The sequence below is a fragment of the Maribacter halichondriae genome (genome assembly GCF_027474825.1).
GTDB classification, from domain to species: domain Bacteria; phylum Bacteroidota; class Bacteroidia; order Flavobacteriales; family Flavobacteriaceae; genus Meishania; species Meishania halichondriae.
In genome coordinates this window covers 2,931,254-2,953,915 of record NZ_CP107030.1, presented here as the reverse complement: position 1 = coordinate 2,953,915, position 22,662 = coordinate 2,931,254, and the positions used below count along the sequence as shown (strand labels likewise).

23 protein-coding genes and 3 pseudogenes are annotated in these 22,662 nt (G+C 39.8%); 14 read left to right on the top strand and 12 right to left on the bottom strand.

Going from position 1 to position 22,662, the window contains the following annotated elements:
- Nucleotides 1–50 precede the first annotated feature (50 nt).
- The 7 genes from N8A86_RS13665 to N8A86_RS13635 all read right to left on the bottom strand — a co-directional run bounded on the left by N8A86_RS13665 (nucleotide 51) and on the right by N8A86_RS13635 (nucleotide 7,329).
- Entirely contained in the window at nucleotides 51–560 is a 510-nt protein-coding gene (locus N8A86_RS13665; RefSeq protein ID WP_273565901.1) for an OmpH/Skp family outer membrane protein, read from the bottom strand.
- 130 nt (nucleotides 561–690) lie between these two features.
- Entirely contained in the window at nucleotides 691–1,518 is an 828-nt protein-coding gene (locus N8A86_RS13660; RefSeq protein WP_273565900.1) for an OmpH/Skp family outer membrane protein, read from the bottom strand.
- Nucleotides 1,519–1,607: 89 nt separating this feature from the next.
- A complete protein-coding gene (bamA, locus tag N8A86_RS13655; RefSeq protein WP_273565899.1) occupies nucleotides 1,608–4,220 on the bottom strand; it encodes an outer membrane protein assembly factor BamA in 2,613 nt (870 codons plus the stop codon).
- A gap of 4 nt (nucleotides 4,221–4,224) precedes the next feature.
- On the bottom strand, nucleotides 4,225–4,965 hold the full coding sequence (gene uppS / locus N8A86_RS13650) for an undecaprenyl pyrophosphate synthase (RefSeq protein ID WP_273565898.1): 741 nt from the start codon (nucleotides 4,963–4,965) through the stop codon (nucleotides 4,225–4,227).
- 8 nt (nucleotides 4,966–4,973) lie between these two features.
- Entirely contained in the window at nucleotides 4,974–5,669 is a 696-nt protein-coding gene (gene porG / locus N8A86_RS13645; RefSeq protein ID WP_273565897.1) for a type IX secretion system protein PorG, read from the bottom strand.
- A 117-nt stretch (nucleotides 5,670–5,786) separates the two neighbouring features.
- Entirely contained in the window at nucleotides 5,787–6,668 is an 882-nt protein-coding gene (locus N8A86_RS13640) for an NAD kinase (RefSeq protein WP_273565896.1), read from the bottom strand.
- Nucleotides 6,669–6,672: 4 nt separating this feature from the next.
- Nucleotides 6,673–7,329: a CBS domain-containing protein gene (locus N8A86_RS13635; RefSeq protein WP_273565895.1), complete on the bottom strand. Its 657-nt coding sequence runs from the start codon at nucleotides 7,327–7,329 to the stop codon at nucleotides 6,673–6,675.
- 101 nt (nucleotides 7,330–7,430) lie between these two features.
- On the opposite strand from N8A86_RS13635, the pseudogene N8A86_RS13630 reads away from it, so the two are divergent.
- The 6 genes and pseudogenes from N8A86_RS13630 to clpX all read left to right on the top strand — a co-directional run bounded on the left by N8A86_RS13630 (nucleotide 7,431) and on the right by clpX (nucleotide 12,856).
- Nucleotides 7,431–8,146: pseudogene (locus tag N8A86_RS13630) on the top strand (pyridoxine 5'-phosphate synthase).
- Nucleotides 8,143–8,916, top strand: a complete 774-nt coding sequence (locus tag N8A86_RS13625) for an alpha/beta fold hydrolase (RefSeq protein ID WP_273565894.1) — start codon at nucleotides 8,143–8,145, stop codon at nucleotides 8,914–8,916. The pseudogene N8A86_RS13630 and the gene N8A86_RS13625 overlap by 4 nt, the downstream one beginning before the upstream one ends.
- A gap of 75 nt (nucleotides 8,917–8,991) precedes the next feature.
- Complete coding sequence (locus N8A86_RS13620) at nucleotides 8,992–9,336, top strand: phage holin family protein (RefSeq protein WP_273565893.1); 345 nt, start codon at nucleotides 8,992–8,994, stop codon at nucleotides 9,334–9,336.
- 100 nt (nucleotides 9,337–9,436) lie between these two features.
- Nucleotides 9,437–10,759, top strand: coding sequence for a trigger factor (gene tig / locus N8A86_RS13615; protein WP_273565892.1), 1,323 nt, complete (start codon nucleotides 9,437–9,439; stop codon nucleotides 10,757–10,759).
- Nucleotides 10,760–10,844: 85 nt separating this feature from the next.
- Nucleotides 10,845–11,524: pseudogene (clpP, locus tag N8A86_RS13610) on the top strand (ATP-dependent Clp endopeptidase proteolytic subunit ClpP).
- Between the two features lie 96 nt (nucleotides 11,525–11,620).
- A complete protein-coding gene (clpX, locus tag N8A86_RS13605) occupies nucleotides 11,621–12,856 on the top strand; it encodes an ATP-dependent Clp protease ATP-binding subunit ClpX (protein WP_273565891.1) in 1,236 nt (411 codons plus the stop codon).
- Between the two features lie 35 nt (nucleotides 12,857–12,891).
- Here clpX and N8A86_RS13600 read toward each other — a convergent pair whose 3' ends face one another.
- The 5 genes from N8A86_RS13600 to N8A86_RS13580 form a co-directional block, all read right to left on the bottom strand.
- Nucleotides 12,892–13,446 (bottom strand): hypothetical protein, encoded by a 555-nt coding sequence (locus tag N8A86_RS13600; RefSeq protein WP_273565890.1) that lies wholly within the window; start codon nucleotides 13,444–13,446, stop codon nucleotides 12,892–12,894.
- Between the two features lie 156 nt (nucleotides 13,447–13,602).
- The gene (locus tag N8A86_RS13595; protein ID WP_273565889.1) at nucleotides 13,603–14,301 is read right to left on the bottom strand and encodes a hypothetical protein; all 699 of its coding nucleotides are present in this window, start codon (nucleotides 14,299–14,301) and stop codon (nucleotides 13,603–13,605) included.
- A gap of 80 nt (nucleotides 14,302–14,381) precedes the next feature.
- Entirely contained in the window at nucleotides 14,382–14,939 is a 558-nt protein-coding gene (locus N8A86_RS13590) for a hypothetical protein (RefSeq protein ID WP_273565888.1), read from the bottom strand.
- Nucleotides 14,940–15,039: 100 nt separating this feature from the next.
- Nucleotides 15,040–16,158, bottom strand: coding sequence for a helix-turn-helix domain-containing protein (locus tag N8A86_RS13585; protein WP_273565887.1), 1,119 nt, complete (start codon nucleotides 16,156–16,158; stop codon nucleotides 15,040–15,042).
- 34 nt (nucleotides 16,159–16,192) lie between these two features.
- On the bottom strand, nucleotides 16,193–17,707 hold the full coding sequence (locus N8A86_RS13580; protein WP_273565886.1) for a GH3 auxin-responsive promoter family protein: 1,515 nt from the start codon (nucleotides 17,705–17,707) through the stop codon (nucleotides 16,193–16,195).
- 68 nt (nucleotides 17,708–17,775) lie between these two features.
- On the opposite strand from N8A86_RS13580, the pseudogene N8A86_RS13575 reads away from it, so the two are divergent.
- From N8A86_RS13575 to N8A86_RS13540, 8 genes and pseudogenes are all read left to right on the top strand, one after another.
- Nucleotides 17,776–18,569: pseudogene (locus N8A86_RS13575) on the top strand (DUF2797 domain-containing protein).
- 169 nt (nucleotides 18,570–18,738) lie between these two features.
- Nucleotides 18,739–18,972 (top strand): thioredoxin family protein, encoded by a 234-nt coding sequence (locus N8A86_RS13570; RefSeq protein ID WP_273565885.1) that lies wholly within the window; start codon nucleotides 18,739–18,741, stop codon nucleotides 18,970–18,972.
- Between the two features lie 66 nt (nucleotides 18,973–19,038).
- The gene (locus tag N8A86_RS13565; protein WP_273565884.1) at nucleotides 19,039–19,755 is read left to right on the top strand and encodes a hypothetical protein; all 717 of its coding nucleotides are present in this window, start codon (nucleotides 19,039–19,041) and stop codon (nucleotides 19,753–19,755) included.
- The gene (locus tag N8A86_RS13560) at nucleotides 19,756–20,028 is read left to right on the top strand and encodes a DUF2024 family protein (RefSeq protein WP_273565883.1); all 273 of its coding nucleotides are present in this window, start codon (nucleotides 19,756–19,758) and stop codon (nucleotides 20,026–20,028) included.
- A gap of 38 nt (nucleotides 20,029–20,066) precedes the next feature.
- Complete coding sequence (locus tag N8A86_RS13555) at nucleotides 20,067–20,678, top strand: MarR family transcriptional regulator (protein WP_273565882.1); 612 nt, start codon at nucleotides 20,067–20,069, stop codon at nucleotides 20,676–20,678.
- An 89-nt stretch (nucleotides 20,679–20,767) separates the two neighbouring features.
- Nucleotides 20,768–21,253 (top strand): hypothetical protein, encoded by a 486-nt coding sequence (locus N8A86_RS13550; RefSeq protein WP_273565881.1) that lies wholly within the window; start codon nucleotides 20,768–20,770, stop codon nucleotides 21,251–21,253.
- A 65-nt stretch (nucleotides 21,254–21,318) separates the two neighbouring features.
- A complete protein-coding gene (locus tag N8A86_RS13545; protein WP_273565880.1) occupies nucleotides 21,319–21,882 on the top strand; it encodes a DinB family protein in 564 nt (187 codons plus the stop codon).
- Between the two features lie 5 nt (nucleotides 21,883–21,887).
- Nucleotides 21,888–22,316, top strand: coding sequence for a hypothetical protein (locus N8A86_RS13540; protein WP_273565879.1), 429 nt, complete (start codon nucleotides 21,888–21,890; stop codon nucleotides 22,314–22,316).
- The last annotated feature ends 346 nt before the right edge of the window (nucleotides 22,317–22,662 follow it).

Here is a 22,662-nt window from a genome sequence, read left to right as displayed (position 1 = left end):
AAAAACATCCCGCCTGGGCGGGATGTTCATTTTCGGCTTTGGAATTCTCTTTAGAGCCCCAATTCTTTCTTTACATCGGCCAAAAGGTCTTTGCCTTTAGCCACAATCAATCCCGTACCGGGTTGCGCATCGATTACATAATCGAACCCTTGGGCAGCGGCCACTCTTTCAATGGCAGCTTTGGCCTTCTCGAAAATAGGAGTGGTAAGTTCTTGCTGCTTTTTCTGCATTTCTTGTTGCGCAGTTTGCTGAAACTCACCTATACTCTTTTGATAGCCTTGAAGTTCTTGGGCCCTTTTTTCATTTTCCTCGGCGGTTTTCGAAGGAGCCTCATTTTCGTATAAAGTATATTTGTTCTTAAGCTCGGTCATAGAGCTTTCAATATCGGCACTATAAGTCTCTTGGAGTTTTTTCAATTCCGCTTCGGCCGTCTTCATTTCCGGCATTGTGGCAAGCAGTTTGGTTACATCGATATGTGCAACTTTACTCTGCGCATTGACAAAACCTGTAGTGGCTACGAACAATACTAAGGCTACAGCTATTTTCTTTACTTGTTTCATGAGTTAAAATTTATTTGCTTATTTGAGTGTTACTTGATTACTTTTTTATGTCATTGCGAGCGAAGCGCGGCAATCTCTTCATTTTGTGTTCCAAATTAACAGATCACTTCACTACGTTGGTAAAGACATTTTAATTAATACTATCTTTTTCTACTTCTTGTTTTTCCTCTTTTTTGGCATTCTTCTTTGCCTCTCTCTCTTCCAATAATTTTTTTCTTCTAGCTTCGTACGCCTTTTTACGTTCTTCACGAATTTTCAATTGTTCCGCCCGTTTTTCATCGGCGGTCTTCTCTCTAGCCGCTTCGGCTTGTTTGGCCTTCTCTTGTCGCTCGAGCAGCGCATCGGTCGGTGCCTCTTCTACTTCGCCCTCGTCAAAATCGTCTAGTCGGCTTCTATTATTCGCTTTTTTGTTCGGTGCACTTACTTTTCTCGTCCTTGCTATTCCCCTTAAAATCAGGTCACTTATATCGTGTCTTTTTTCGGAATACAACATTACGACATCCGCAGATTTATCAAAAATAAAATCATACTTTTTATTGGCCCCGATTTTTTGCACTTCGTTGAATACTTGATCCTGAATGGGCTGTACCAAACGACGTTTCTGTAATACGAGGTCTCCCTGCGGTCCGAAGCGATCTTGTTGATATTCGATCATTTCCTTCTCGAGTATCTGTATCTCTTCTTCCCGTTCGCTAATCAGTTCGTCGGTCAGTAGCACCTTTTCTGCCATAAGGTCTTTCTTCATCTGCTCCACGACACTTTGCTTTTGCTCGATATCAACTTTCCATTTTTGCACCTTATCGGCCAATTGTTCATTGGCATCTCGGTACTCCTCGACATTTTCCAAAATATACTCCATATCGATATAGGCTATTCGAACCCCTCTCGCCTGAGAAAAGGCATACGATGAAAAAAGCACTATGGCGATGATTAAAAGAACGTTTGATTTTGCTTTCATTGCTATAATCGTTTTATCCAATAGAAAATATCGTGCCAAAATTACTAAAACCTTTATAATGAAGTGATTAGCCTGACACAATTTTTATGTTAAAACTGTTGGCCGATAATGAAGTGTGTTTCCCAACCATGTGCCCCTGTATCTTGACCTGTGTTGTCAGGATCAAACCCGTAACCCAAATCAATACCCAAAAGACCAAATGCCGGCATAAATATTCGTAGCCCCACTCCAGCCGATCGTTTTATTTGAAACGGATTAAAGTCCTGAAAATTGTTGAAAGCATTACCTCCTTCTAAAAAAGCAAGTCCATAAATCGAGGCAGAGGGCTTTAAAGTCAATGGATATCGAAGTTCTAATGAAAATTTATTGTAGACCAGAGCTCCTTCTTGCCTACCTGTCAACGGGTCAATAGGGGTTAGTGTCTGCTCATCATAACCACGAAGTTGAACAATATCCCTACCATCCAAAGTAAAATTGTTAAGTCCCGTGCCACCTACAAAAAAACGCTCGAACGGCACATTACCAACATCGGTATTGTAACTACCTAAAAAACCGAACTCGGCATTGGTGCGCAATACCAAGGCATGATCTTCTCGACCGGCCAAAGTTGTATACCAATCACCTTTGAAGTTTATCTTGTAATACTCCAGCCACTTGAAACGTTCTTCTTCCAATTTTTCACGTTGACTATTCAATATGGTTACCCTTGGGTCATCTTGGCCTAGATCCCTGATTTCTTCTAGCAGGGCACTGCTCTCGTTTCGTATGGCTTTGAAGTCTTTATTGCTGAACAAAGAGTACGGAGGGGTCATTTTGGCCGTGATAGTAAAATTAGAGCCAGACCTAGGAAAAATACGGCCTCCTCCCAAAGCATTTCTGGTAAGGCCAAAGGTATAGGTAAAGGAGTTCGACTTTCCATTGCCAAAACTAAACAACCCTATGTTGTAATTCTTGAAATCGTACAATTGGTACCCCAAGGAATGGGAAACCGTGAAATAATCGTCAGGCCATAGAACACGCTTTGCCAAACCTAAAGATACCCCTGTAATAGAAAATTGACGGGATTTATCGATGTCACGGGTTCGAAAATCGAACGAAAATTGTTGTGTTCTTGACATCGAAAGATTAAAACGTACCGGCTTTACTCCGCCCAACCATGGCTCCGAAAAATTCAGGCTGTATACCCTAAAGGTTCGGCTAGCCTGCAAATTAATGGAAAAAGTCTGTCCATCTCCCATCGGAACAGGTTTGTAGGCCTCGCCCTTGAATAAGTTTTTAATGGAAAAGTTACTGAACGAAAGACCCAACGTGCCGATAAAACCACCACCGCCATAACCACCTTGCAGTTGAATTTGGCTTGAACCCGCCTCGACCAAACTATAATTGATATCGACCGTACCTTCGTTGGGGTTTGCATTGCCTACTTCAGGTTTGATCTGTTCAGCATCGAAGAAGCCTAATTGCCCCAGCTCCCTGATACTTCGAATGATATCACCCTTATTGTATTTCTGACCGGGTCGGGTACGTAATTCCCTGAAAATCACATGATCGTTGGTCCTGTCATTTCCACTTACGGTGATATGGTCTAAAAAGGTTTCCTTTCCTTCTATGATCCGAATCTCAAAATTGATGGTGTCATTTTCCGCAGAAACCTCAACCGGATTGATACTTGAAAAAAGATAGCCGTTGTTCTGATAGAGATTGGTGATATCGAAGGCGTCCGGTTTTGAATCATCGGCTATTCGCTCTCGCAACAACACCCCATTGTAGGTATCGCCCTTTTTAATACCCATGACGGCGGACAATTCACGATCCGTATAAACACTATTCCCAACAAAATCGATATCCCCAAAATAGTACTTGTTACCTTCCTCGACCTTAATCTTAATATCGATATTGTTCTCATCTACCTTAATAATGGAATCGGAAAGTACACGTGCATCACGAAAACCGTTCTCCGCATATTTATCGATTAGCAGATCTAAATCATTTTCATAATCATCAAGAATATATTTTGATTTTTTCCAAAAACGGCCTAACTTTTTTTGTTTGGTCTTTTTCATCGCCTTGCGCAACTTCTTCGCCTTTATTTGTTCATTCCCTTCAAAGACAATATCTCGGATTTTCACCTTATCGCCTTTCTTGATGTTGATCACCATGGTTTGGCTATTGTCTCCAACGGTATCTTTTGCTGTCGCAATATTGACCTGGGAATTGAGATACCCTTGTTTCTTGTACTTATTCTGAAGATAGTTCTTCGTATTGGCAATCAGACTTTGCGTTATCTTTTTCCCTTTTTTGAGGTCGGTATCTTTTAAGATATCTTCTACTTTTCTGGGTTTTACACCGTAGACGGTAACCGTTGAAAGCGTGGGGCGTTCCAAGATATTAAGTTCGAGAAAGATATTATCGCCTTGAATATCTGTAATCAAGATGTTGATATCGCTGAAAAGTTCAAGGCCCCATAATTTCTTAATGACCTCACTGATTTGATCACCAGGAATAGTTATAGGTTGACCTACCCTTAGGCCTGTATACGTTTTTACGGTCTGTTCGTTATAACTTTGCAACCCCGTTACTTCCAAACCTCCCAAAATATACTTCTTGCCATCTTCATATGAAGTATCTTGGGCCGTAGTAAAAATGGTGATGAAAAGTAGTAGGAGTGTAAATAAGGGTTCAAGCGAAATGAACCGTTTCATGTCGCTAGTTGAGTTGTTCGCTAGTTTTTCCAAATCTTCGTTCTCTGTTCTGGTAATTTTTGATGGCCTCTACCAAATGATGTTCTCTAAAATCGGGCCAAAATACGGCAATAAAATATAATTCGGCATATGCTATCTGCCAAAGCAAAAAATTGCTGATCCGATGTTCCCCACTGGTTCGAATCAACAAATCTACATCTGGCAAATTGTGCGTGTAAAGATGGTTATTAATAATGGTTTCATCAATATTTTCAGGAGAAATTATATTATTTTTAACTTTGCCAGCAATGGTTTGAACGGCTTTTTTAAGCTCTTCACGGGCACCATAATTCAAGGCTAAAGTCAAGGTCAAACCTTTATTTTCCTTTGTTTTTTCCATAACCTCGGCCAGTTCGCGTTTTGCTTTTTTTGGCAATAACGAAATATCACCGATCGTATTCAGGCGGACATTGTTTTTAACAAAGGTTTTCAATTCTTTTCGAAGGGAAGAAACTAGTATATTCATCAAAGTATCGACCTCGAGTTTCGGACGTTTCCAGTTTTCTGTAGAAAAAGTATATAGGGTAAGGTATTCGATATTTAGTTTTACACAACTCTCGACGGTTCTTTTGGCCGTGCCAACACCGTTCTCATGTCCAAAGATGCGTAATTTTCCCTTTTGCTTGGCCCATCTGCCATTTCCGTCCATTATAATGGCGATGTGCCTGGGAAGGTTGCTCCCTTTAATGTCATCTAAGGTGTTCATAACTTGAATTACTCAAAACAATCACCGCAAGGTACTCTACCGAAGGTATATGTAAAAGTAATTCCTGAAAAAACATACCAATCTTTACTATTGGTGTTGCCAAAATCTACGTCAAGTTGCTGTCCGATATTCGATTTTGAAGGGTTACTGGCATCCAAATTATCGGTAAATGTATAACGTGCCCCGACCTCGGCCCCAATTATAAATTGTTGGCTTACCCTTAATTTCATACCAACAGTCATCGGTATGGCAAAAGCACCGTCACGTTGATTCGCATCTACCAATTGCCCTGCACTGAAATAGTTATAATCATATCTAAAGTAGGTGACTCCGGTATACAGATAGGGGGTGAAGGCAGGGCCTAATTTATGAAGGTTGTATTCGACGAAGTTAAATTCAAGTCCGGCCGATGTTTCCAAAACTGTATTGTCCACAACAAAACCGCGTTGTTTTCTAGAAGAAATATTTGATTGTGCGTCGTCTGCAGTAATTTTAGCATAGATAATGCTGGCACGCCAAGCGTATCTTTTGCTTGCATTCCATTTGAACATTCCGCCAACGGCGAGATTCGATGGTAAGATATAATTCGTTCTACCTACGTCACCTATTGTATTCGCACCACCTGCAAATGCACCGATTTCGTACATCTGGGCACTTGCTTGCATGCTTATCAAGATAAGAATGGCGGCAATACATTTCTTCATAAATTCTAATGGTTTGCAAACACAATTTCACGTCAGCATCGCCGACGTATCGAAATTATATTCCTGTTCTCATTTGATAAAACAGGTTTTAGTGGTATTTATTGTTTTTAGGAAGGTTCAATTGCGCTTGTCTTCACCCCACAGTAATTTGTTGCGAAGGGTCTTTAGAAAACTCTCTGAAGTGTACTCGATCATTTTAATAGTAAAATCGGCTTTTTTAATGGTTATCTCCTTCCCATTTTCGACCGAAGCAATGCGTGAATCGAGAGAGACCAAATGATGCTCTTCCCTACCTGAAACTTTTAGGCGTATTTCAGTCTCATCGGAGATAACCAAAGGCCTTGCGTTCAAATTGTGCGGAGCGATAGGTGTAAGGATCAATGATTTTACCGTCGGTACCATGACCGGCCCTCCGCAACTTAATGAATACCCCGTAGAACCCGTCGGTGTGGAAATTATGAGTCCGTCGGCCCAATATGAAGTTAGATATTCGCCATTGAGATAGGTCTCGACGGTTATCATTGAAGTCGTATCTTTTCTGCTTACAGTGACCTCATTCAAAGCAAAATTCATTTTGTCAAACTCGGGAATGGGCTCAACTGCACTGACAGTCACCAAACTTCGTTCGACAATCGTATAATCTCCCTTTATGAACTCTTGCAGCACCTTGCGGACATCTTCTTTTTTAAAGGTGGATAAAAAACCCAGTCTTCCAGTATTTACACCAACAATGGGGATTCCAAGATCGCGAACGTAGGTCGTTGCCCTTAGAATGGTACCGTCACCGCCAAAACTGACGAACATATCGAAAGAGGCGTCGAGACCTTCGTTTTCGGTAAAAATATCATATGTTTTAATCGCCCGATTCGAGGACAACATCCTATAAAATTCTTGTTCTATGGATGCCTCGGCAGAAATTTTATGAAGTTCGTCCAAAAATTCGGATACATAATCAAGGGCAGTTTCTTGATACGTTTGACCATAGATGGCGACCTTCATCGAACTAAACGTTTAGGTATTTATCGAGATAATCAGATCGTTGCTTTAGATCTTCCAGAAACTGATCGTCATTATTACCAAAAAGGACATTATAATTATAACGCCTAAAGGTCTGAAGTATATCGTTCAAATGTGTAGAGCTTATCTTTATGGTAATCTGGATCACATCATTGCGGACATCGGTAATAAACCCTCCGATAAGTCTCGCATTATTGCTCTCTACAATTTGGGCAATTTCGCTGAAAGAATAATCCTTGATTCCTTTTGCAACTACGATGATTCCACCCGGTTCGGTAAAAAAAGGAGTGTCTATGAAAACACTGACCACATCGGTAAGGTCGTAATAGCCAATAACCTCTTCCTTATCGCCTAAAACCGGAAGCAAATTGGCCTCATTTCGCGCAAAGGCCTCTAGAACATCCAACCAATTGGTGTCTTTCCTCACAAAGAAGGAATCAAGATTGTAACGATGGTCACCGACGTTTTTATCTTCCACAAAATTCTCCAGGTCATTGCCACTTAGAACGCCCAAGAAAATATCGTTTTCCGTGACGGCAACGTGCGAAAATGCACTTCCATTAAAAAATCGGATTACCTTTTTCAAGGAATCATCCGTTTTAAAAACGGTAATATTTTCTACGATGAGGTTCTGAATGTGCATAATTCTAAATATAACGCAAAATACAAATATAAAATATCAAAAGGCATGCCTAATTTGTATTTTTGCCCTGTTATTGAACGGTATAAAATGATTTTTAACGGATGACCAAACTAAGTGTAAATATTAATAAAATAGCTACGCTACGCAATGCACGTGGCGGAAATGTTCCCGACCTCATCAAAGTCGCCTCCGATATCGAGCGATTCGGTGCCCAGGGCATCACCATTCACCCAAGACCCGATGAACGTCATATTCGCTATCAGGACGCCCGCGATCTAAAAAAACGGTCCGAACGGATTTCAACATTGAGGGCAATCCCATAAAAAATTTCATTGATTTGGTCTTGGAGGTTCGACCCACACAAGTGACCTTAGTACCTGATTCCGTTGATGCCATAACCTCCAACGCTGGTTGGGATACGATTCAACATAAAGCCTTTCTGAAAGAGGTAATCGCTACTTTTAAGGAGAACGGAATACGCACGTCCATCTTTGTAGATCCCGAAGTGTCTATGGTCGAAGGTGCCGCTGAGACCGGTACCGACCGAATTGAACTCTATACCGAAAGTTATGCCAAAACCTATGCCGCGGGAAAACACAAAAAAGCGGTTACGGCGTTTTCCAAAGCGGCAGAGGTCGCCCACTCGCTAGGGCTTGGTCTTAATGCAGGACACGACCTGAGTTTGGACAATATTAAATATTTCAAGGAAAACGTTCCTCATTTGCTGGAGGTTTCCATTGGCCATGCCCTAATCTGTGAATCATTATATTTTGGTCTTGACAATGTGGTCAATATGTATCTAAACAAGTTAAAATGAAAGAGGTGCTGCATTCGAAAATATTGGGCGAAGGCAAACCCTTGGTAATTCTTCACGGATTTTTAGGGATGTCGGACAATTGGAAAACCTTGGGAGGCCGATATGCCGATACCAGTTATGAAGTCCATTTAATCGATCAACGAAACCACGGACATAGTTTTTGGTCAGAGGAATTCAACTACGACCTACTTTCTGAAGATTTAAAACAGTATTACGAGCATCATACATTAGATAAGGCCATCGTTCTCGGGCATTCTATGGGTGGTAAGACCGCGATGCAATTCGCCTGTGATTATCCTGAAAAAGTTGAAAAGTTGATTGTCGCCGATATCGCACCCAAATATTACCCGCCACACCACCAAGACATCGTCAATGCCCTAAACCAACTGGATTTCAGCACGATACGTTCTAGAAGTGATGCGGACGAGGCCTTAGGGAAAAATATTAAGGACATGGGCACGCGACAATTCCTCCTAAAAAACCTGTATTGGGTGGAAAAGGGTAAACTTGGTTTTCGCTTTAATTTGGAAGTCTTGAGCCAGAAAATGAATGAAATTGGCGAAAATATCGGGACTACGGACAGCTATAATGGCCCTACCCTATTCCTTCGTGGAGACCGTTCGGAGTATGTGGTAAACGCAGATTTTCCTGAAATTAAAAGGCATTTCCCCAAAGCAGAAATTGAAACCATTGACAAAGCCGGGCATTGGCTACATGCCGAAAACCCTGAACAATTTTTCGAAAAAACGATGAATTTTCTCAACATTTGACAAACAAAGTAAAGAACCCCAAAATGGGTCTCAATTAATTCTTACATTTGAGAATATCCTTTAAATACAAGTTTTATGAAACTCATTTTACGAATTCTTCTTAGTGCTCTGGCCGTGGTGGTGCTTTCGAAAATACTTCCCAACGTATCCGTTGATTCTTATATTACGGCAATAATCGTGGCTGTCGTGCTTAGTCTACTTAATTTTATTGTGAAGCCCATACTCGTTATTCTTACGCTTCCGGTCACCATACTGACTTTTGGTCTGTTCCTTCTGGTGATCAATGCGCTAATAATTCTGCTCGCCGATCATTTCATCGACGGTTTTAACGTTGAAGGCCTAGGGTGGGCATTGCTTTTCAGCTTGTTGTTGTCTTTTCTACAATCCATTTTATTTTCTCTTTTAAAGGAGGATAAATAGGTTTTTGAAATGACCCGAAGCTTGTTCCCAAAAAGTTGGCGGGCTTTGGAAAATATGCTATTTTTGCATCCCATTTTATAGGAGCAAAATAGATACTTAGATGAATATTACAAAAGAGCAGATCGATGACCTGAACGCGGTCGTAAAGGTCGCCATTAGCAAAGACGATTATCAGGATAAAGTCGATAAAATCTTAAAAGACTATCGCAAACAGGCAAATATTCCCGGTTTCAGAAAAGGCCAAGTACCTTTGGGCCTCATTAAGAAGCAATACGGAAAAGCCGTTTTGGTCGACGAGGTCAATAAACTGCTTCAAGACAACCTGAACAAATATCTTACCGAAGAAAAACTCGACGTTCTTGGTAACCCATTGCCCAAGCAACAAGATAATTTTGATTGGAACAAGGAGCAACTTGATTTTGAGTTCGAACTGGGTCTTGCCCCAGAATTTGAAGTTCCGTTAAAAACCAAGAAAGCAATCACGCATTATAAGATCGTTGCCGACAAGAAGATGGTCGACGAACAGGTGGAACGTATTTTGAAACAATACGGCAAACTGGTCAGTAAAGCCAGTGTTGGCAAGAAAGACGAAATCACGGGCACGTTATTGAACGAAGCTGAAGAAATCGAGCACAAGACCACTATTGAACTTGATAAGATAAAAAACAAGAAGGCTTTGGAGGCACTTGTTGACAGTAAAGTGAACGATACCGTCAAGCTAAATACCAAAGGACTATTTAAAGAAGACTATTTGGTCTCAAGTGCCTTGGGAATTTCTCAAGAAAAAGCCGAAAAGCTAAATATCGATGTCGATTTTACAATTGCTGAGATCAACGAGCGCGAACCTGCCGAAATGAACCAAGAATTATTCGATAAGTTGTTCGGTGAGGGTACCATTACCTCTGAGAAGGAATTAAAGCAACGCATCAAAGAAGACTCCGAAAAGCAGTTCGAGCAACAAGCCGATCAAAAGCTTTTAAATGATGTTACCGAGTATTTTATAGAGAATACGAAGTTTGAACTCCCGACAGGGTTTTTAACCAAATGGATTCAGATGACCGGTGAACAACCGCTTACCGAGGAGCAGGCGAACGAAGAGTTCCAAAAATCTGAAAAAGGACTTCGCTATCAGCTCATTGAAGGAAAGATTATCAAAGACAATGATGTTCAAATTCAATTCGACGAACTTAAAGAATTTGCCAAAGGATTTATCAAATCACAAATGGCGCAATTTGGCCAAATGAATCCTCAGGAAGAAGAGTTGGAAAACATCACCGCGAGGATATTGGGCAACCAAGAAGAGGTAAAAAGATTATCGGAACAATTGATGAGCCAAAAATTACTAAATCTATACAAAGAAAAGGTCAATTTGAAGACCAAAGAGGTAACCTATGAAAACTTTGTGAAAGAGGTATACGGATAATTTTCAAAAAAATAATAAGTATCTTTACGGTGCCGGAAATTTACTTTCGGCACCTTTTTTTATCACTAAAATCGAGAAGAAACGAATGGATTACGGAAAAGAATTCAAAAATTACGCTATAAATCACCAAGGGATCAGCAGCATGTATTATGAAAAGATCATGAGCAGTATGTACCCGGTGAATATGACACCGAATATCATAGAAGAAAGACAGATGAACGTGATCGCCATGGATGTCTATTCGCGATTGATGATGGATCGTATTATTTTTCTTGGTACGGGCATCAACGATCAGGTAGCCAACATTGTACAGGCCCAATTGCTTTTTTGGAAAGTGTCGACGCATCCAAAGATATTCAGATCTACATCAACTCTCCGGGAGGAAGTGTCTATGCCGGCCTGGGCATCTACGATACGATGCAGTTTATTAAGCCCGATGTTGCCACGATATGTACAGGAATGGCCGCCTCTATGGGCGCTGTTCTATTATGTGCCGGACAGGATGGGAAACGTAGTGGCCTGACCCACTCACGTGTTATGATCCATCAACCTATGGGCGGTGCGCAAGGCCAGGCCAGCGATATTGAAATAACCGCACGGGAAATATTGAAGTTAAAAGAAGAACTTTATGAAATAATCGCAAAGCACTCAGGTCAAACACTTGACAAAGTTCATGATGATAGCGACCGTGATTATTGGATGAAAGCCGATGAAGCCAAAAAATATGGTATGATCGATGAGATTTTGGTAAGGGACAAGAATTAATTCCGACAAATTACCCATGTATAATTCGGTCACACGTCGATCAAATAAACCAAAACCCTAATTCTTTCGTTAGTTTTGTGAAAGAGAGAAACAATTATGGCAAAAGAAAATCTGGAATGCTCATTTTGCGGTAGAAAAAAACCGGAGACCAATTTATTGATCGCCGGTCTTGACGCACATATTTGCGATAGATGTATTGAGCAGGCCCACGGCATTGTTGCCGAAGAATCGAAGCAGACCAAAACCAATGACCTTTCTTCAGAACTGGTCCTGAAAAAGCCTTTGGAAATCAAGGAATTTTTAGACACGTTCATCATTGGGCAAGAACGCACCAAAAAAGTAATGTCCGTTGCAGTCTACAATCATTATAAGCGGTTGTTGCAGCCTACCTCTAAAGATAGTGATATTGAGATCCAAAAAAGCAATATCATTATGGTCGGCCAGACCGGTACAGGAAAGACCCTCATGGCCAAAACAATTGCCCGAATGTTGAATGTACCCTTGGCAATTGTAGATGCTACGGTACTTACGGAGGCAGGATATGTGGGCGAGGATGTTGAAAGTATTCTGACTCGCTTGCTCCAGGCTGCGGATTATAATCTCGAAAAAACCGAACGTGGTATCGTCTTTATTGATGAGATAGACAAGATTGCCCGTAAAAGCGATAATCCTTCTATTACACGCGATGTTTCAGGGGAAGGCGTACAACAAGGACTTCTAAAACTTTTGGAAGGTACCGTAGTCAACGTACCACCAAAGGGAGGAAGAAAACATCCTGATCAGAAATTTATCGAGGTCAATACCGAGAACATTCTTTTTATTGCAGGAGGTGCCTTTGACGGTATCGAACGTGCCATCGCAAAACGCCTCAATATGCAGGCCGTTGGGTATAGTGCCTCAAAATCAGATGAAAACTTGGACGAGACCAACATCCTACAATATATTATTCCTAAAGATTTAAAGGTATTCGGACTGATTCCGGAAATTATCGGAAGACTACCCGTACTGACCTATATGAATCCCTTGGACGAAAAAACGTTACGAGCCATTCTAACGGAACCTAAAAACGCTATTATCAAACAATATGAGAAATTGTTCGATATGGATGGCATCAGCTTTACCATTACGGAACAGGCTTTGGACTATATCGTTAAGAAAGCCATTGAATATAAATTGGGGGCCAGAGGTCTACGCTCCCTTTGCGAGGCCATATTTACAGACGCCATGTTCGAGATGCCCAGTAGTGGGGAGAAAGAATTTAAGGTAACAAAGCCTTATGCAGAAGATAAGCTGTCGCACGAAACTATCAAAAAACTAAAAGCCGTCTCCTAAGTGACGGCTTTTTAGCTATTACTATTTAGATTTTTTTAGACTACCTTTTTCTTATCTACTTTGTGGGTCACATTGGCCAGAAGTTCTAAACACACTTTTTGGATTATCTTTTCATCGGAATATAAGGTATGGCCAAAGTTTGGAACGATATCAAAATCAACTCCGACTTTTTTGGCCCAATTCTCCGAAGGTCTGTTCACATCATTGGAACCATACACAAGAGTTACCGGAGCATCGGGTCTTTCGTTTTCTTTTCTAATTCGTGTTGAAGAAACTAGATACAACGACTTTACTGGTAAGCCTAGTTGGGCTGCTTTCCATACTATAGTACCACCTGTACTAAAGGCCAAGTAATGGCAAGGTTCAGATTCTCTTTTGGACAAATGTGAAGCAGCAGTATCGATACCTCCATTTACAAACTCGTTATGTATATTTTCTTCTGTATTTATCTTCAGGTCGATATTGGCCAATTGCTGGCTGTCATAAAAAGTAATATCGTAGTACTGCTGTAAATAACCTAAATAAGAAGTTATCCAAAGGCCCTTTTTAGCCCCCCACATATCTGATACAATTACTAATCTTTCTGCCATACTAATAAGTTTAAATTGGTAGTTGAGGTTAAATTCAAGGCCAATTTGGTCATTTAACGAAGGATTACCGCATTTATTTGTTTATCTGAGGAAAATCTTCGTTGTAGTTCGCTTTTATCCAAGTCAGTATGGTCAGTTTTATCTTTATGGACTATTCTAAAAACCGGAACAATCAACCTTATATTGTAATGACAGGGTATCGTTCAAACCTGTTTGAACGGGGTCAGTTATTAAATGGTAATCTTCCGTTGTGTATCCGGTATTATAATAAAATTGAAGCTCGATATCTGAATTCGGCTTTGTCTTTAGATAAATTGTCTCTGTAGTGTTTTCTTCATAAATACTCTCATGGCCGAAATTCAAATATGAATCGTCATCAGTGATAACTTCATTTGATATATTCAATGGAGGATTTATATTATTGACAACTTCGACCTCAAGTTTAAGAATCGACGGATACCAAGCATTAATATCCCTAACATTCACTTCGCCCGCCTGTATCGGGGCCCATTCGATATACTCTGAGATATATGGATTTTCATCAAACAGACCATATTCTTCCCCATCAACAAAGTCAAACTCCATTTCATATGACCCGTTTAGATCGGAATACACAGAATCGATTGTTTCCTTAGTATAACCACCAGGCTGCATAAACCCTCCTGAAACATAATAAAATCTAACCAGGACAATTTTGTAGTCTTCAATATTCAGATTTCGTTGCTTATCAAAAACTCTTCCCTTAAGAATCGTTTTGGTGCTAGAAATGCCATCATCATCCTTAGAACAAGATATGTTCAGAAAGACGAACAGTCCCATTAATAGTGCCGTTGTATAAACGATGTTTTTCTTCATAACTATAGATTTAGAAATTGATAGTAGGCCATTAATAGACACATGTCACTTTTTATAACTGAAATCTGGGCTGTGGCACTTCAATGGCGATTAAAGAAACAGAACCTTCTACCAATGGAAATTCCTCCCCAAATGTCAGGCCCTTCCTCTCGATATACATTTTCGCCTGCCACACCTATAATCGGAGAGAGGTTTATTCTCCACATCCATTTTTGACTCTTCCCGAAATATCTTCTAAAACCGATAGCACCATGGAACACATGAACCGATTTTTCATCATACGTATCTTTAGGAGCCTGCCACGTATACCCCAAACCTGTTTCCAGATAATTATTATGCTCTAGGTCAAATAGATATTGCACGGAAATCGGAATGGATACGACAAAATCCGGCATATTAGTGAAAATACCACAACCCACACAACCAGGAACCGGCTCAACAGGTTCCACTTTTTCAAAATCAAAAGCGGTCATTCCGACTCCGGCCCGAAGACTTAGACCTGGTTCTTTTGTAAGTTGTCGTTCATAGTTCACTGAAAAGAATCCCCCATTGCCGCCCAATTCCAAAAAGACCAGGTTTTCTTGACCAAAAGCACAGCAATACATAGTGACCGAAATAATAAAAAACAGCTTTTCCATAATTTCTAATTTTAAAGTTTCAAACAAAACTAGATTTGAAAAGAGGAGTGACTGTCCAAAATCATGCGATTTGGAAGAATTCGGACAAATTAGAAACGTATTAGGAATGCTGTTTTCTAAACTGAGTCGGGGTTTGACCTGTAAATTTCTTGAAAGCGGTATAAAAGGTAGATTTTGAGTTGAAACCGCATTCAAGACCGATAGCAACAATGGTGTATGCAGAAAAACTTGGGTCTGAAAGCAGGTTTTTAGATTCCTCTATGCGGAGGAAGTTGATATAATCCGCAAAATTATTTTCCGAATAGGTGTTGATCAATTTAGAAAGACTGCTTGTGCCGATACCGCATTCTTCCGCCAATTTTTCCAAGCTTAAATAAGGATCCAAATACTTCTTATCTGCTATGATTTGGGCATTCAGGTCATTGAAGGTGTTGGCTTCCCGTTCATTTTTTTGTGGATTGTGAACTTCTGGCTTCGGTCGTTCCAGAAGGTTTGTTGTCTTTCTAATTTCCCGTCGTAACCCGATTCGATCTTGCAATATGACATATCTAAAGAACCCTTGATATCCTATCCAATAAATAAGAATGGAAGTGCTTAATCGCAGCGGATAATAACTCAATGGTGCCTTGATCGTTTCTGACACAAAATTCAATAACACGGCAATTCCCCAAAAAAAGAGCACTACCCCGCCGATTTGAATCAAGCGTTTGATCCATTTCAAATCATCGAAGGTCAAAATGGAAGCGTACAATTTTTGGTACCGGAACAACACCTGCAAAACCTTATAAAAGATGAATAGTGAGAAACAGAGGGTAACGGTGTCCTCTATAGCATTGTATAATTCAATATGGTACTCGCCCAAACTCCCATTTCTAATCATAAATAGAAGTACCGCCCTTGAAACCAGTTCCAAAAGAAAGATGACCGCCGTAAGTTTAAAATAAGGTCTTCGCTTCTCTTCAATCCCTAGATAATAGATAAGAAAAGCATGGAACATCGGGGCCAGCAGCACATAAAAAGGTACGGTATAATAGGCATACGAAATAAAACCCTTGTCGATCAGCCATGACTGCAAGTTGTTCAAGGAGAGAAAAAGCACGAAGAGGTTCAAGAAAAGAACGGGCTTTTCTATTTGCTTTCTGGAAAGAAAGGTCGCGATGTTGAATACAAAACCTTGTATCGCCCCTGCTATCATCAAAAAATTGAAAACGGCCGTCATATTCCGGAAATATATTCCCTAAGATAAAACTATTTCAACCGTTCATCTTCAACAACTCTTCGATATAGTCTCTTTTATTAGAAAGTCTGGGTATCTTATGTTGCCCTCCGAGTTTATCTTTTGATTTTAGCCAATCATAGAAAAGGTTTTCACGGGCAACATGTACTTTGGGCATGTTCAAGGTCGTATTCTTATATCTTTTTGCCTCGTAGTCGGAGTTCAGTGATTTTAGGGCATTGTCCAGAAATTCCGTGAAGTAATCGAGTTCTTCGGGCGGTTTCCTGAATTCTATAATCCATTCATGCGCACCTTTTTCTTTACCGGACATGAAAATGGGACCTGCGGTATAGTCCTTTATTTCGGCACCGGTCTTTTTGCAGATGTTTTTTAAAGCTTCTTCTGCATTCTCGATGATCAGCTCTTCCCCGAAAACATTGATATGGTGTTTGGTACGCCCTGTAACTTTTATTCGATAGGGATTTTTGGAGGTAAACCGTATCGTATCCCCTATTTTGTAGCGCCAAAGTCCGGAGTTGGTCGTGATGATAATGGCGTAGTTGGTATTGATTTTGACTTCCCAAAGGGGAATCGCTTGTTGTAATTCAGTGCCATAGGAATCCATGGGGATGAACTCATAAAAAATTCCGTAGTCCAACATCAACAAAAGGTCGTCGGCGTTGTTTCGATCTTGAATGGCGAAAAAACCCTCTGACGCGTTATAAATCTCATAGTACTTAAAACTTTTTCTAGGAAGCAATTTTTTATACTGCTCTTTATACGGATTAAAACTGACCCCGCCGTGAAAATAGACTTCCAGATTTTCCCAGATTTGAAACAGATGGTCTTTGCCCGTTTGTTCGATGACATTGTTCAAAAGCACCAACATCCAAGATGGTACACCGACAAGACTCGTTACATTTTCTTGTGTACTTTCTTTGATGATGGCCTGTAGTTTACTTTCCCATTCGCTCATCAAGGAAACCCTGCTGCTCGGTGTACTGCTGAATTCGGCCCATAACGGCATATTATCGATCAAGATAGCAGAAAGGTCTCCAAAAAAAGAACCGTTGTCTTCATACAATTCTTTGCTGCCGCCCAACCGAAGGCTTTTGCCTGTAAAGAGTTGTGAGTTTTCATTATTGTTTAGATAAAGACAGAGCAAATCTTTACCCGACTTATAATGGCAATCTTCCAAGGCCTCTTCACTTACGGGAATAAACTTACTCTTGGCGTTAGTCGTACCACTGCTTTTGGCAAACCATTTTATCGAAGTCGGCCAAAAAATATTCTGCTCACCACGCCGGGTGCGCTCGATAATCGGTTCTATTTCTTCATACGAACGGATGGGCACCCGATCGCGAAAGGTTTCATAATTGTTGATAGACTCAAAATCATATTGTTTTCCTATTTCGGTGTCCTCGGCGATTTCCAACAACTGATGTAATACCTCTTCCTGCACTTCTTCGGGATACTTTAGAAAAAGTTCTATCTGATGATAGCGCTTTTTCAACAGCCACGAGGCAATCGAATTGAACAACGGAATAGGCATTTTTGGGTATCTTTGATTTCGTTAAATTTAGCCCTTATAGTTATCATTTTCAAAAAAGAATTTCACTTATGCAGTACGAAGGCGTATTACGAAAAATGCAGACCGAAATCGGGAGTCCGATTCAATACTATATGGTTTTCGAGAACGATTTTCTGAACGTCAACCAAGTGTTGGACAAAACCTTGGAAATCAATTTTATAAAGTCCCAATGTCTGAATTGTGGCCAAGACCGGGCCATTTACCGACAAGGGTTTTGTAAAAGTTGCTTTTTCGATATTCCTTCGGCCGGCGATTGGATTATGCGCCCCGAACTGAGTACCGCGCATTTAGATAAAGAGGACCGTGATCTGGAATACGAAAAAAAGTACAGCTACAGCCGCATATCGTTTATCTCGCCAATTCAAGTAATATCAAAGTCGGCGTTACCCGAAAGTCTCAAGTGCCCACCCGTTGGATCGACCAAGGCGCCCATGAAGCGATTGAAATAGTCGAAGTGCCCAATCGATATTTAGCGGGAATCACGGAGGTCGCCCTAAAAGACCATATCGGTGACAAAACGAATTGGCGCACCATGCTTAAAAACGAGGTTGTTGATGAGAACCTTGTAGAATGGCGAAATAAGCTACGGCAATACATTCCTGAAGAAGCAGCCGAGTATTTTATTGAAAGTAATTCGGAGACCAATTTGGAATTCCCCGTACTTCGTTACCCTGAAAAAGTGAAAAGCTTGAATTTGTCTAAAACACCGAACTTTGAAGGGGTTTTAAAAGGCATCAAAGGGCAGTATCTTATTTTTGAAGATGATACTGTTTTTAATGTTCGGGGGAGTGAGGGGTATTTTGTGGGAATGGACATAAAATAACCTAACCTCCACTTAGCCAACTAGAATTTCTCAAGCAAGGTAATTTGACTTAATTTTTCGACGATAAGAGGGTTCTAATTAAATTATTTAAAAAAATAAATTTGTATAGTTAGGATTCCTTACGATATTTGTATCGCAATAGTGCAAAGAATACTAAATCCTTTTTAAAATGAGTAAATCAATTTTTTATCATGCAGGTTGTCCTGTTTGCGTAAGTGCAGAGCACGACATCATAAATTTAGTCGGATCCAACAATGTTGAAGTAGTCAATATTGGCGAGAATAGAAATAGAATCTTCGAAGCTGAAAAAGCAGGCGTTAAATCTGTACCGGCTTTAGTTACACCTAATGGAAGTACACTGCATATAAACTTCGGTGCTTCAATGGCCGATGTAAAAGGGTAATTTTATTAATCATTATAGTTAGGATTCCTAATTTTTTGGAATCCTAGCTTCTTAAAAACAATACAAATGAAATCAATGTTAATATTTTCAGCATTAATGCTTTTGGCCAATACAAGATCCTGTGCACAGGAAAGTCCTTATAAAAATGATGACTTTGCCATTAAGGAAGTTAGGGTAGTCCATAAAGAAGATTTAGGAATAACCATTTGGGAGCTAGACGTAAACAGAACAGCGGGAAAAACCACACCGCAAAAAGTTGGTCAACTTGATGGTGCACCAGTTTTGGCATATGTTTTTCCAACCAACTTAAACCCTACGGATGTTGGTTTCGGCCACACGGATGGCATTATCGCACTAGCCTTGACCTCACATCCCGATTTTGATGATACTCCATTGTGGGACGAGAACAGCGACAAGATATTCGATAATGACGGAATAGTTTGGCACCCGCACTGGGTAGTGCTTCACGAAGACAAGAGAGTTGCTGGTGGTCTTTCCGTAAAGCAATTCAAGAAAGCTGATAAAACGGTGGTCTTACCTCCAACAAATCCAGGTATGCCAATGTATATGGACTCCCCTGGATATCCCGTTACGGCCAAGGCAAATAAAATCAAGGTAATTGTTCCCGACTATAGAATCAATAACCAAACGGATTTTAACTACGACGGTGTTACCGCTTTTATGAAAGTAAATACAAGCGATGACAAACTACCCATGTTAGGGGTCTATGAAGTGTTCAGTATAGCAAGTGGCGACCTGTCATTACCTTATAAAGTTAAGTAGATGAAAATTTCAGTTTGGGACACTTACGTTAAAAGAGAAGATGGAAAAATGATGCACTTCGACATCCTCGTACCTAGTGACTTAAAAGATGTACAAAGCATATTTAATTTTGGACTGGACTACCTAAAAAGCAAGTCTGTACCTTCAAACGAATTAAGTGCAAATGAATGTCGCTTTTGTCATATTGAACAGGCTAATCCAGAGATTATAGCTTCCATAAACGAAAAAGGCTACGCGATAATCGAAATAGAAAATTGTGGTTCATTTAATTAGGATTACTAACTTTGTCCCGCTAAACAGCGGGACATTTTATGAAGAAAAGTACATTTAATCCAGAACAACAACAAAAGGATATTTCAAGTAAAATCGTTGCAGGATTGGAACGCGTTTCTGAAGTATTTAAAATCTTGTTATGGGATAAGGCGAAATTGGTGGGTTTAAGTCCCATTCAAATTCAGATATTGATTTTCATAGCTTTCCACAAGAAGAGCTTGTGTAATGTAAGTCATCTTGCAAGGGAATTTAATGTGACCAAACCAACGGTTAGTGACGCCGTTCGAGTTTTGGACAAAAAAGGAATGATTGAAAAAGATTTTTCATCATCCGATAGTCGTAGTTATTCAATAGCGTTATCCGATTTAGGAAATTATATAATTTCGCAAACGTATGATTTTTCAAATCCGTTAAAAAAACAAATTGATACCTTTAACGAAGCAGAATTGGAAAGTTTATTCAAGACATTGAGCGAATTGATTTACAAATTAAATCGCAACGGAATTTTAAGTATTCAACGGACATGTTACGGGTGTAAATTTTATCAGAAAAATAAGAAGACGGACTATTGTAACCTACTTCAAAAGAAGTTGTTGAATCATGAGATTCGTCTTGATTGTCCGGAGTATGAAGAAAAAGTCAGTAACTAACATTATAATAAAAATGGCGGACAAAGAAACTCTGGTCGTTTTAAAAAAGCCAACGACAACCTATTAGCCAGATCGAAATGAAGAGACTGTTGGAAAGCCAGACCGCATTTAATATCTCTTTAAGCATTTTAGCTTTTTTCTCAAAGAGAAATTTATTTAATGGCTTAACACAATGGGCCACTAATCAATTGGCTCGTCTTACTATTTTTTTAAATAAGCCCAACATTGCCAATAACGTGGAAGAACTAGCAACTATTTGGCAAGAATTGATGCCCGAAGATGGTCGAGAATATTTTAAAATAGGAGAAATAAAAAAAAACACTGCCTACACGGAAATTCATTTGCAATGCCCACTCAGGGGAACAGGAAATGTAGAAGCCTGCAATAAATTGATGAATTACGACAGAAAACTAATGAATGCCGCTGGAGGCACTTTGATAGTTTTGGAATCCCAATCAAATTCAGGAAAAAACTACTGCCGTTTAGCGATCAGAAAAGAAGGCCTAGATACTAGTGATTTGATTCCGGCAAATAAAAAAGGAAAAGTAAACCAAAATAAGACGACCACACGGTAAAATTGATTAGTGCATAATACCGGGTTGGGTCGCCTATCAAAGGTTGTTAGTAAAAAGAAATAGTAATGAAAAAATGGATTGAACAAATAGACAAAACAACTCATAATTTTCATGAATCATTTGGCGCATTGAATTCCGAAGAACTGAATTGGAAACCTAAATCCGAAACTTGGAGTATAGCCCAGAATATTGACCATTTAATTGTAATAAATAGTACATATTTCCCAATAGTGGAAGCCCTAAGAAAAGGTAAGTACAAAGCTCCTTTTTTATCAAAAATTGGATTTGTAGTTTCATTTTGTGGAAAAACAGTCTTGAAAGCTGTACAGCCGGATAGGAAAAAGAAAATTAAAACTTTTCCGATTTGGGAACCTGCCAAAAGTGAAATTCCCAAAGGGATTTTGGAAAGACTCAAAAATCATCAATTAGAACTAAAGGAGATGATTAACCAATCCAAAGATTTGGTCAACAAAGGAGTGATAATTTCATCCCCAGCCAATAAGAACATCGTTTACAAATTAGAAATGGCTTTTGAAATAATAGTTGCCCATGAGCAAAGACATTATGAACAAGCTAAAGAAGCATATCAACTATTGAAAAGGGAAGCGGACCGTCAAAAAAGCATATGACAATCTTGTCCAGCAAAAGCTGGAAAACAGTTGTAGCACATATTGAAATCAAAATGGGAAGAATACATTTATTCGAATTGGAAGACCAAAAGTGGTTCCCGACCTTTTTAAGAAATTATGGAACCGACTTCTTGCAATTTATGTCAAACAAGACCAAAATGTACAAACCCGTCGTACCCGTGATTGAAAAAGGTCTCAAAGCAAGCAAAACCAATCAAATCATTGACCTAGGTTCTGGTGGTGGTGGCGGACTGTTATGGTTGAACACTGAATTGAAGAAACGAATACCAGACCTTAAGATAATCCTGACGGACTATTATCCAAACATACCCGCATTTGAATTTACTAAGAAGGAAGCAGATAATTTTGAGTTCATAGAAGAACCCATCGATGCTAGGAAAGTTCCAATAGAGCTAGTGGGGTTAAGAACGTAATTTCTGTCACTGCATCATTTTAGGCCAAATGACGCAAAGAAGATTTTACAAAATGCCATTGATACCGATAATCCGATTGCTGTTTTTGAAGCACAAGAACGAAGTCTCCCCAGTATTTTGGCGATGTTGTTATCACCTTTCGTAGTTTTTCTCAGCACACCTTTTATCAAACCCTTTAAACTTGGGCGAATTGTTTTTACATATTTAATTCCAATTGTTCCCTTGTTCGTTCTCTGGGACGGAACAGTTTCGTCGTTGCGAACTTATTCTATAAAAGAGATGAATGAACTCGTGAAAAACTTGAAGGGAACGGAAAAGTATGAGTGGGAAATCGACAGAATAAAAT

Excerpts from the sequence above, each read along its gene's own strand:
- N8A86_RS13665 (WP_273565901.1), bottom strand. The coding sequence starts at position 560 with ATGAAACAAGTAAAGAAAATAGCTGTAGCCTTAGTATTGTTCGTAGCC.
- N8A86_RS13660 (WP_273565900.1), bottom strand. The coding sequence starts at position 1,518 with ATGAAAGCAAAATCAAACGTTCTTTTAATCATCGCCATAGTGCTTTTT.
- bamA (WP_273565899.1), bottom strand. The coding sequence starts at position 4,220 with ATGAAACGGTTCATTTCGCTTGAACCCTTATTTACACTCCTACTACTT.
- uppS (WP_273565898.1), bottom strand. The coding sequence starts at position 4,965 with ATGAACACCTTAGATGACATTAAAGGGAGCAACCTTCCCAGGCACATC.
- porG (WP_273565897.1), bottom strand. The coding sequence starts at position 5,669 with ATGAAGAAATGTATTGCCGCCATTCTTATCTTGATAAGCATGCAAGCA.
- N8A86_RS13640 (WP_273565896.1), bottom strand. The coding sequence starts at position 6,668 with ATGAAGGTCGCCATCTATGGTCAAACGTATCAAGAAACTGCCCTTGAT.
- N8A86_RS13635 (WP_273565895.1), bottom strand. The coding sequence starts at position 7,329 with ATGCACATTCAGAACCTCATCGTAGAAAATATTACCGTTTTTAAAACG.
- N8A86_RS13625 (WP_273565894.1), top strand. The coding sequence starts at position 8,143 with ATGAAAGAGGTGCTGCATTCGAAAATATTGGGCGAAGGCAAACCCTTG.
- N8A86_RS13620 (WP_273565893.1), top strand. The coding sequence starts at position 8,992 with ATGAAACTCATTTTACGAATTCTTCTTAGTGCTCTGGCCGTGGTGGTG.
- tig (WP_273565892.1), top strand. The coding sequence starts at position 9,437 with ATGAATATTACAAAAGAGCAGATCGATGACCTGAACGCGGTCGTAAAG.
- clpX (WP_273565891.1), top strand. The coding sequence starts at position 11,621 with ATGGCAAAAGAAAATCTGGAATGCTCATTTTGCGGTAGAAAAAAACCG.
- N8A86_RS13600 (WP_273565890.1), bottom strand. The coding sequence starts at position 13,446 with ATGGCAGAAAGATTAGTAATTGTATCAGATATGTGGGGGGCTAAAAAG.
- N8A86_RS13595 (WP_273565889.1), bottom strand. The coding sequence starts at position 14,301 with ATGAAGAAAAACATCGTTTATACAACGGCACTATTAATGGGACTGTTC.
- N8A86_RS13590 (WP_273565888.1), bottom strand. The coding sequence starts at position 14,939 with ATGGAAAAGCTGTTTTTTATTATTTCGGTCACTATGTATTGCTGTGCT.
- N8A86_RS13585 (WP_273565887.1), bottom strand. The coding sequence starts at position 16,158 with ATGACGGCCGTTTTCAATTTTTTGATGATAGCAGGGGCGATACAAGGT.
- N8A86_RS13580 (WP_273565886.1), bottom strand. The coding sequence starts at position 17,707 with ATGCCTATTCCGTTGTTCAATTCGATTGCCTCGTGGCTGTTGAAAAAG.
- N8A86_RS13570 (WP_273565885.1), top strand. The coding sequence starts at position 18,739 with ATGAGTAAATCAATTTTTTATCATGCAGGTTGTCCTGTTTGCGTAAGT.
- N8A86_RS13565 (WP_273565884.1), top strand. The coding sequence starts at position 19,039 with ATGAAATCAATGTTAATATTTTCAGCATTAATGCTTTTGGCCAATACA.
- N8A86_RS13560 (WP_273565883.1), top strand. The coding sequence starts at position 19,756 with ATGAAAATTTCAGTTTGGGACACTTACGTTAAAAGAGAAGATGGAAAA.
- N8A86_RS13555 (WP_273565882.1), top strand. The coding sequence starts at position 20,067 with ATGAAGAAAAGTACATTTAATCCAGAACAACAACAAAAGGATATTTCA.
- N8A86_RS13545 (WP_273565880.1), top strand. The coding sequence starts at position 21,319 with ATGAAAAAATGGATTGAACAAATAGACAAAACAACTCATAATTTTCAT.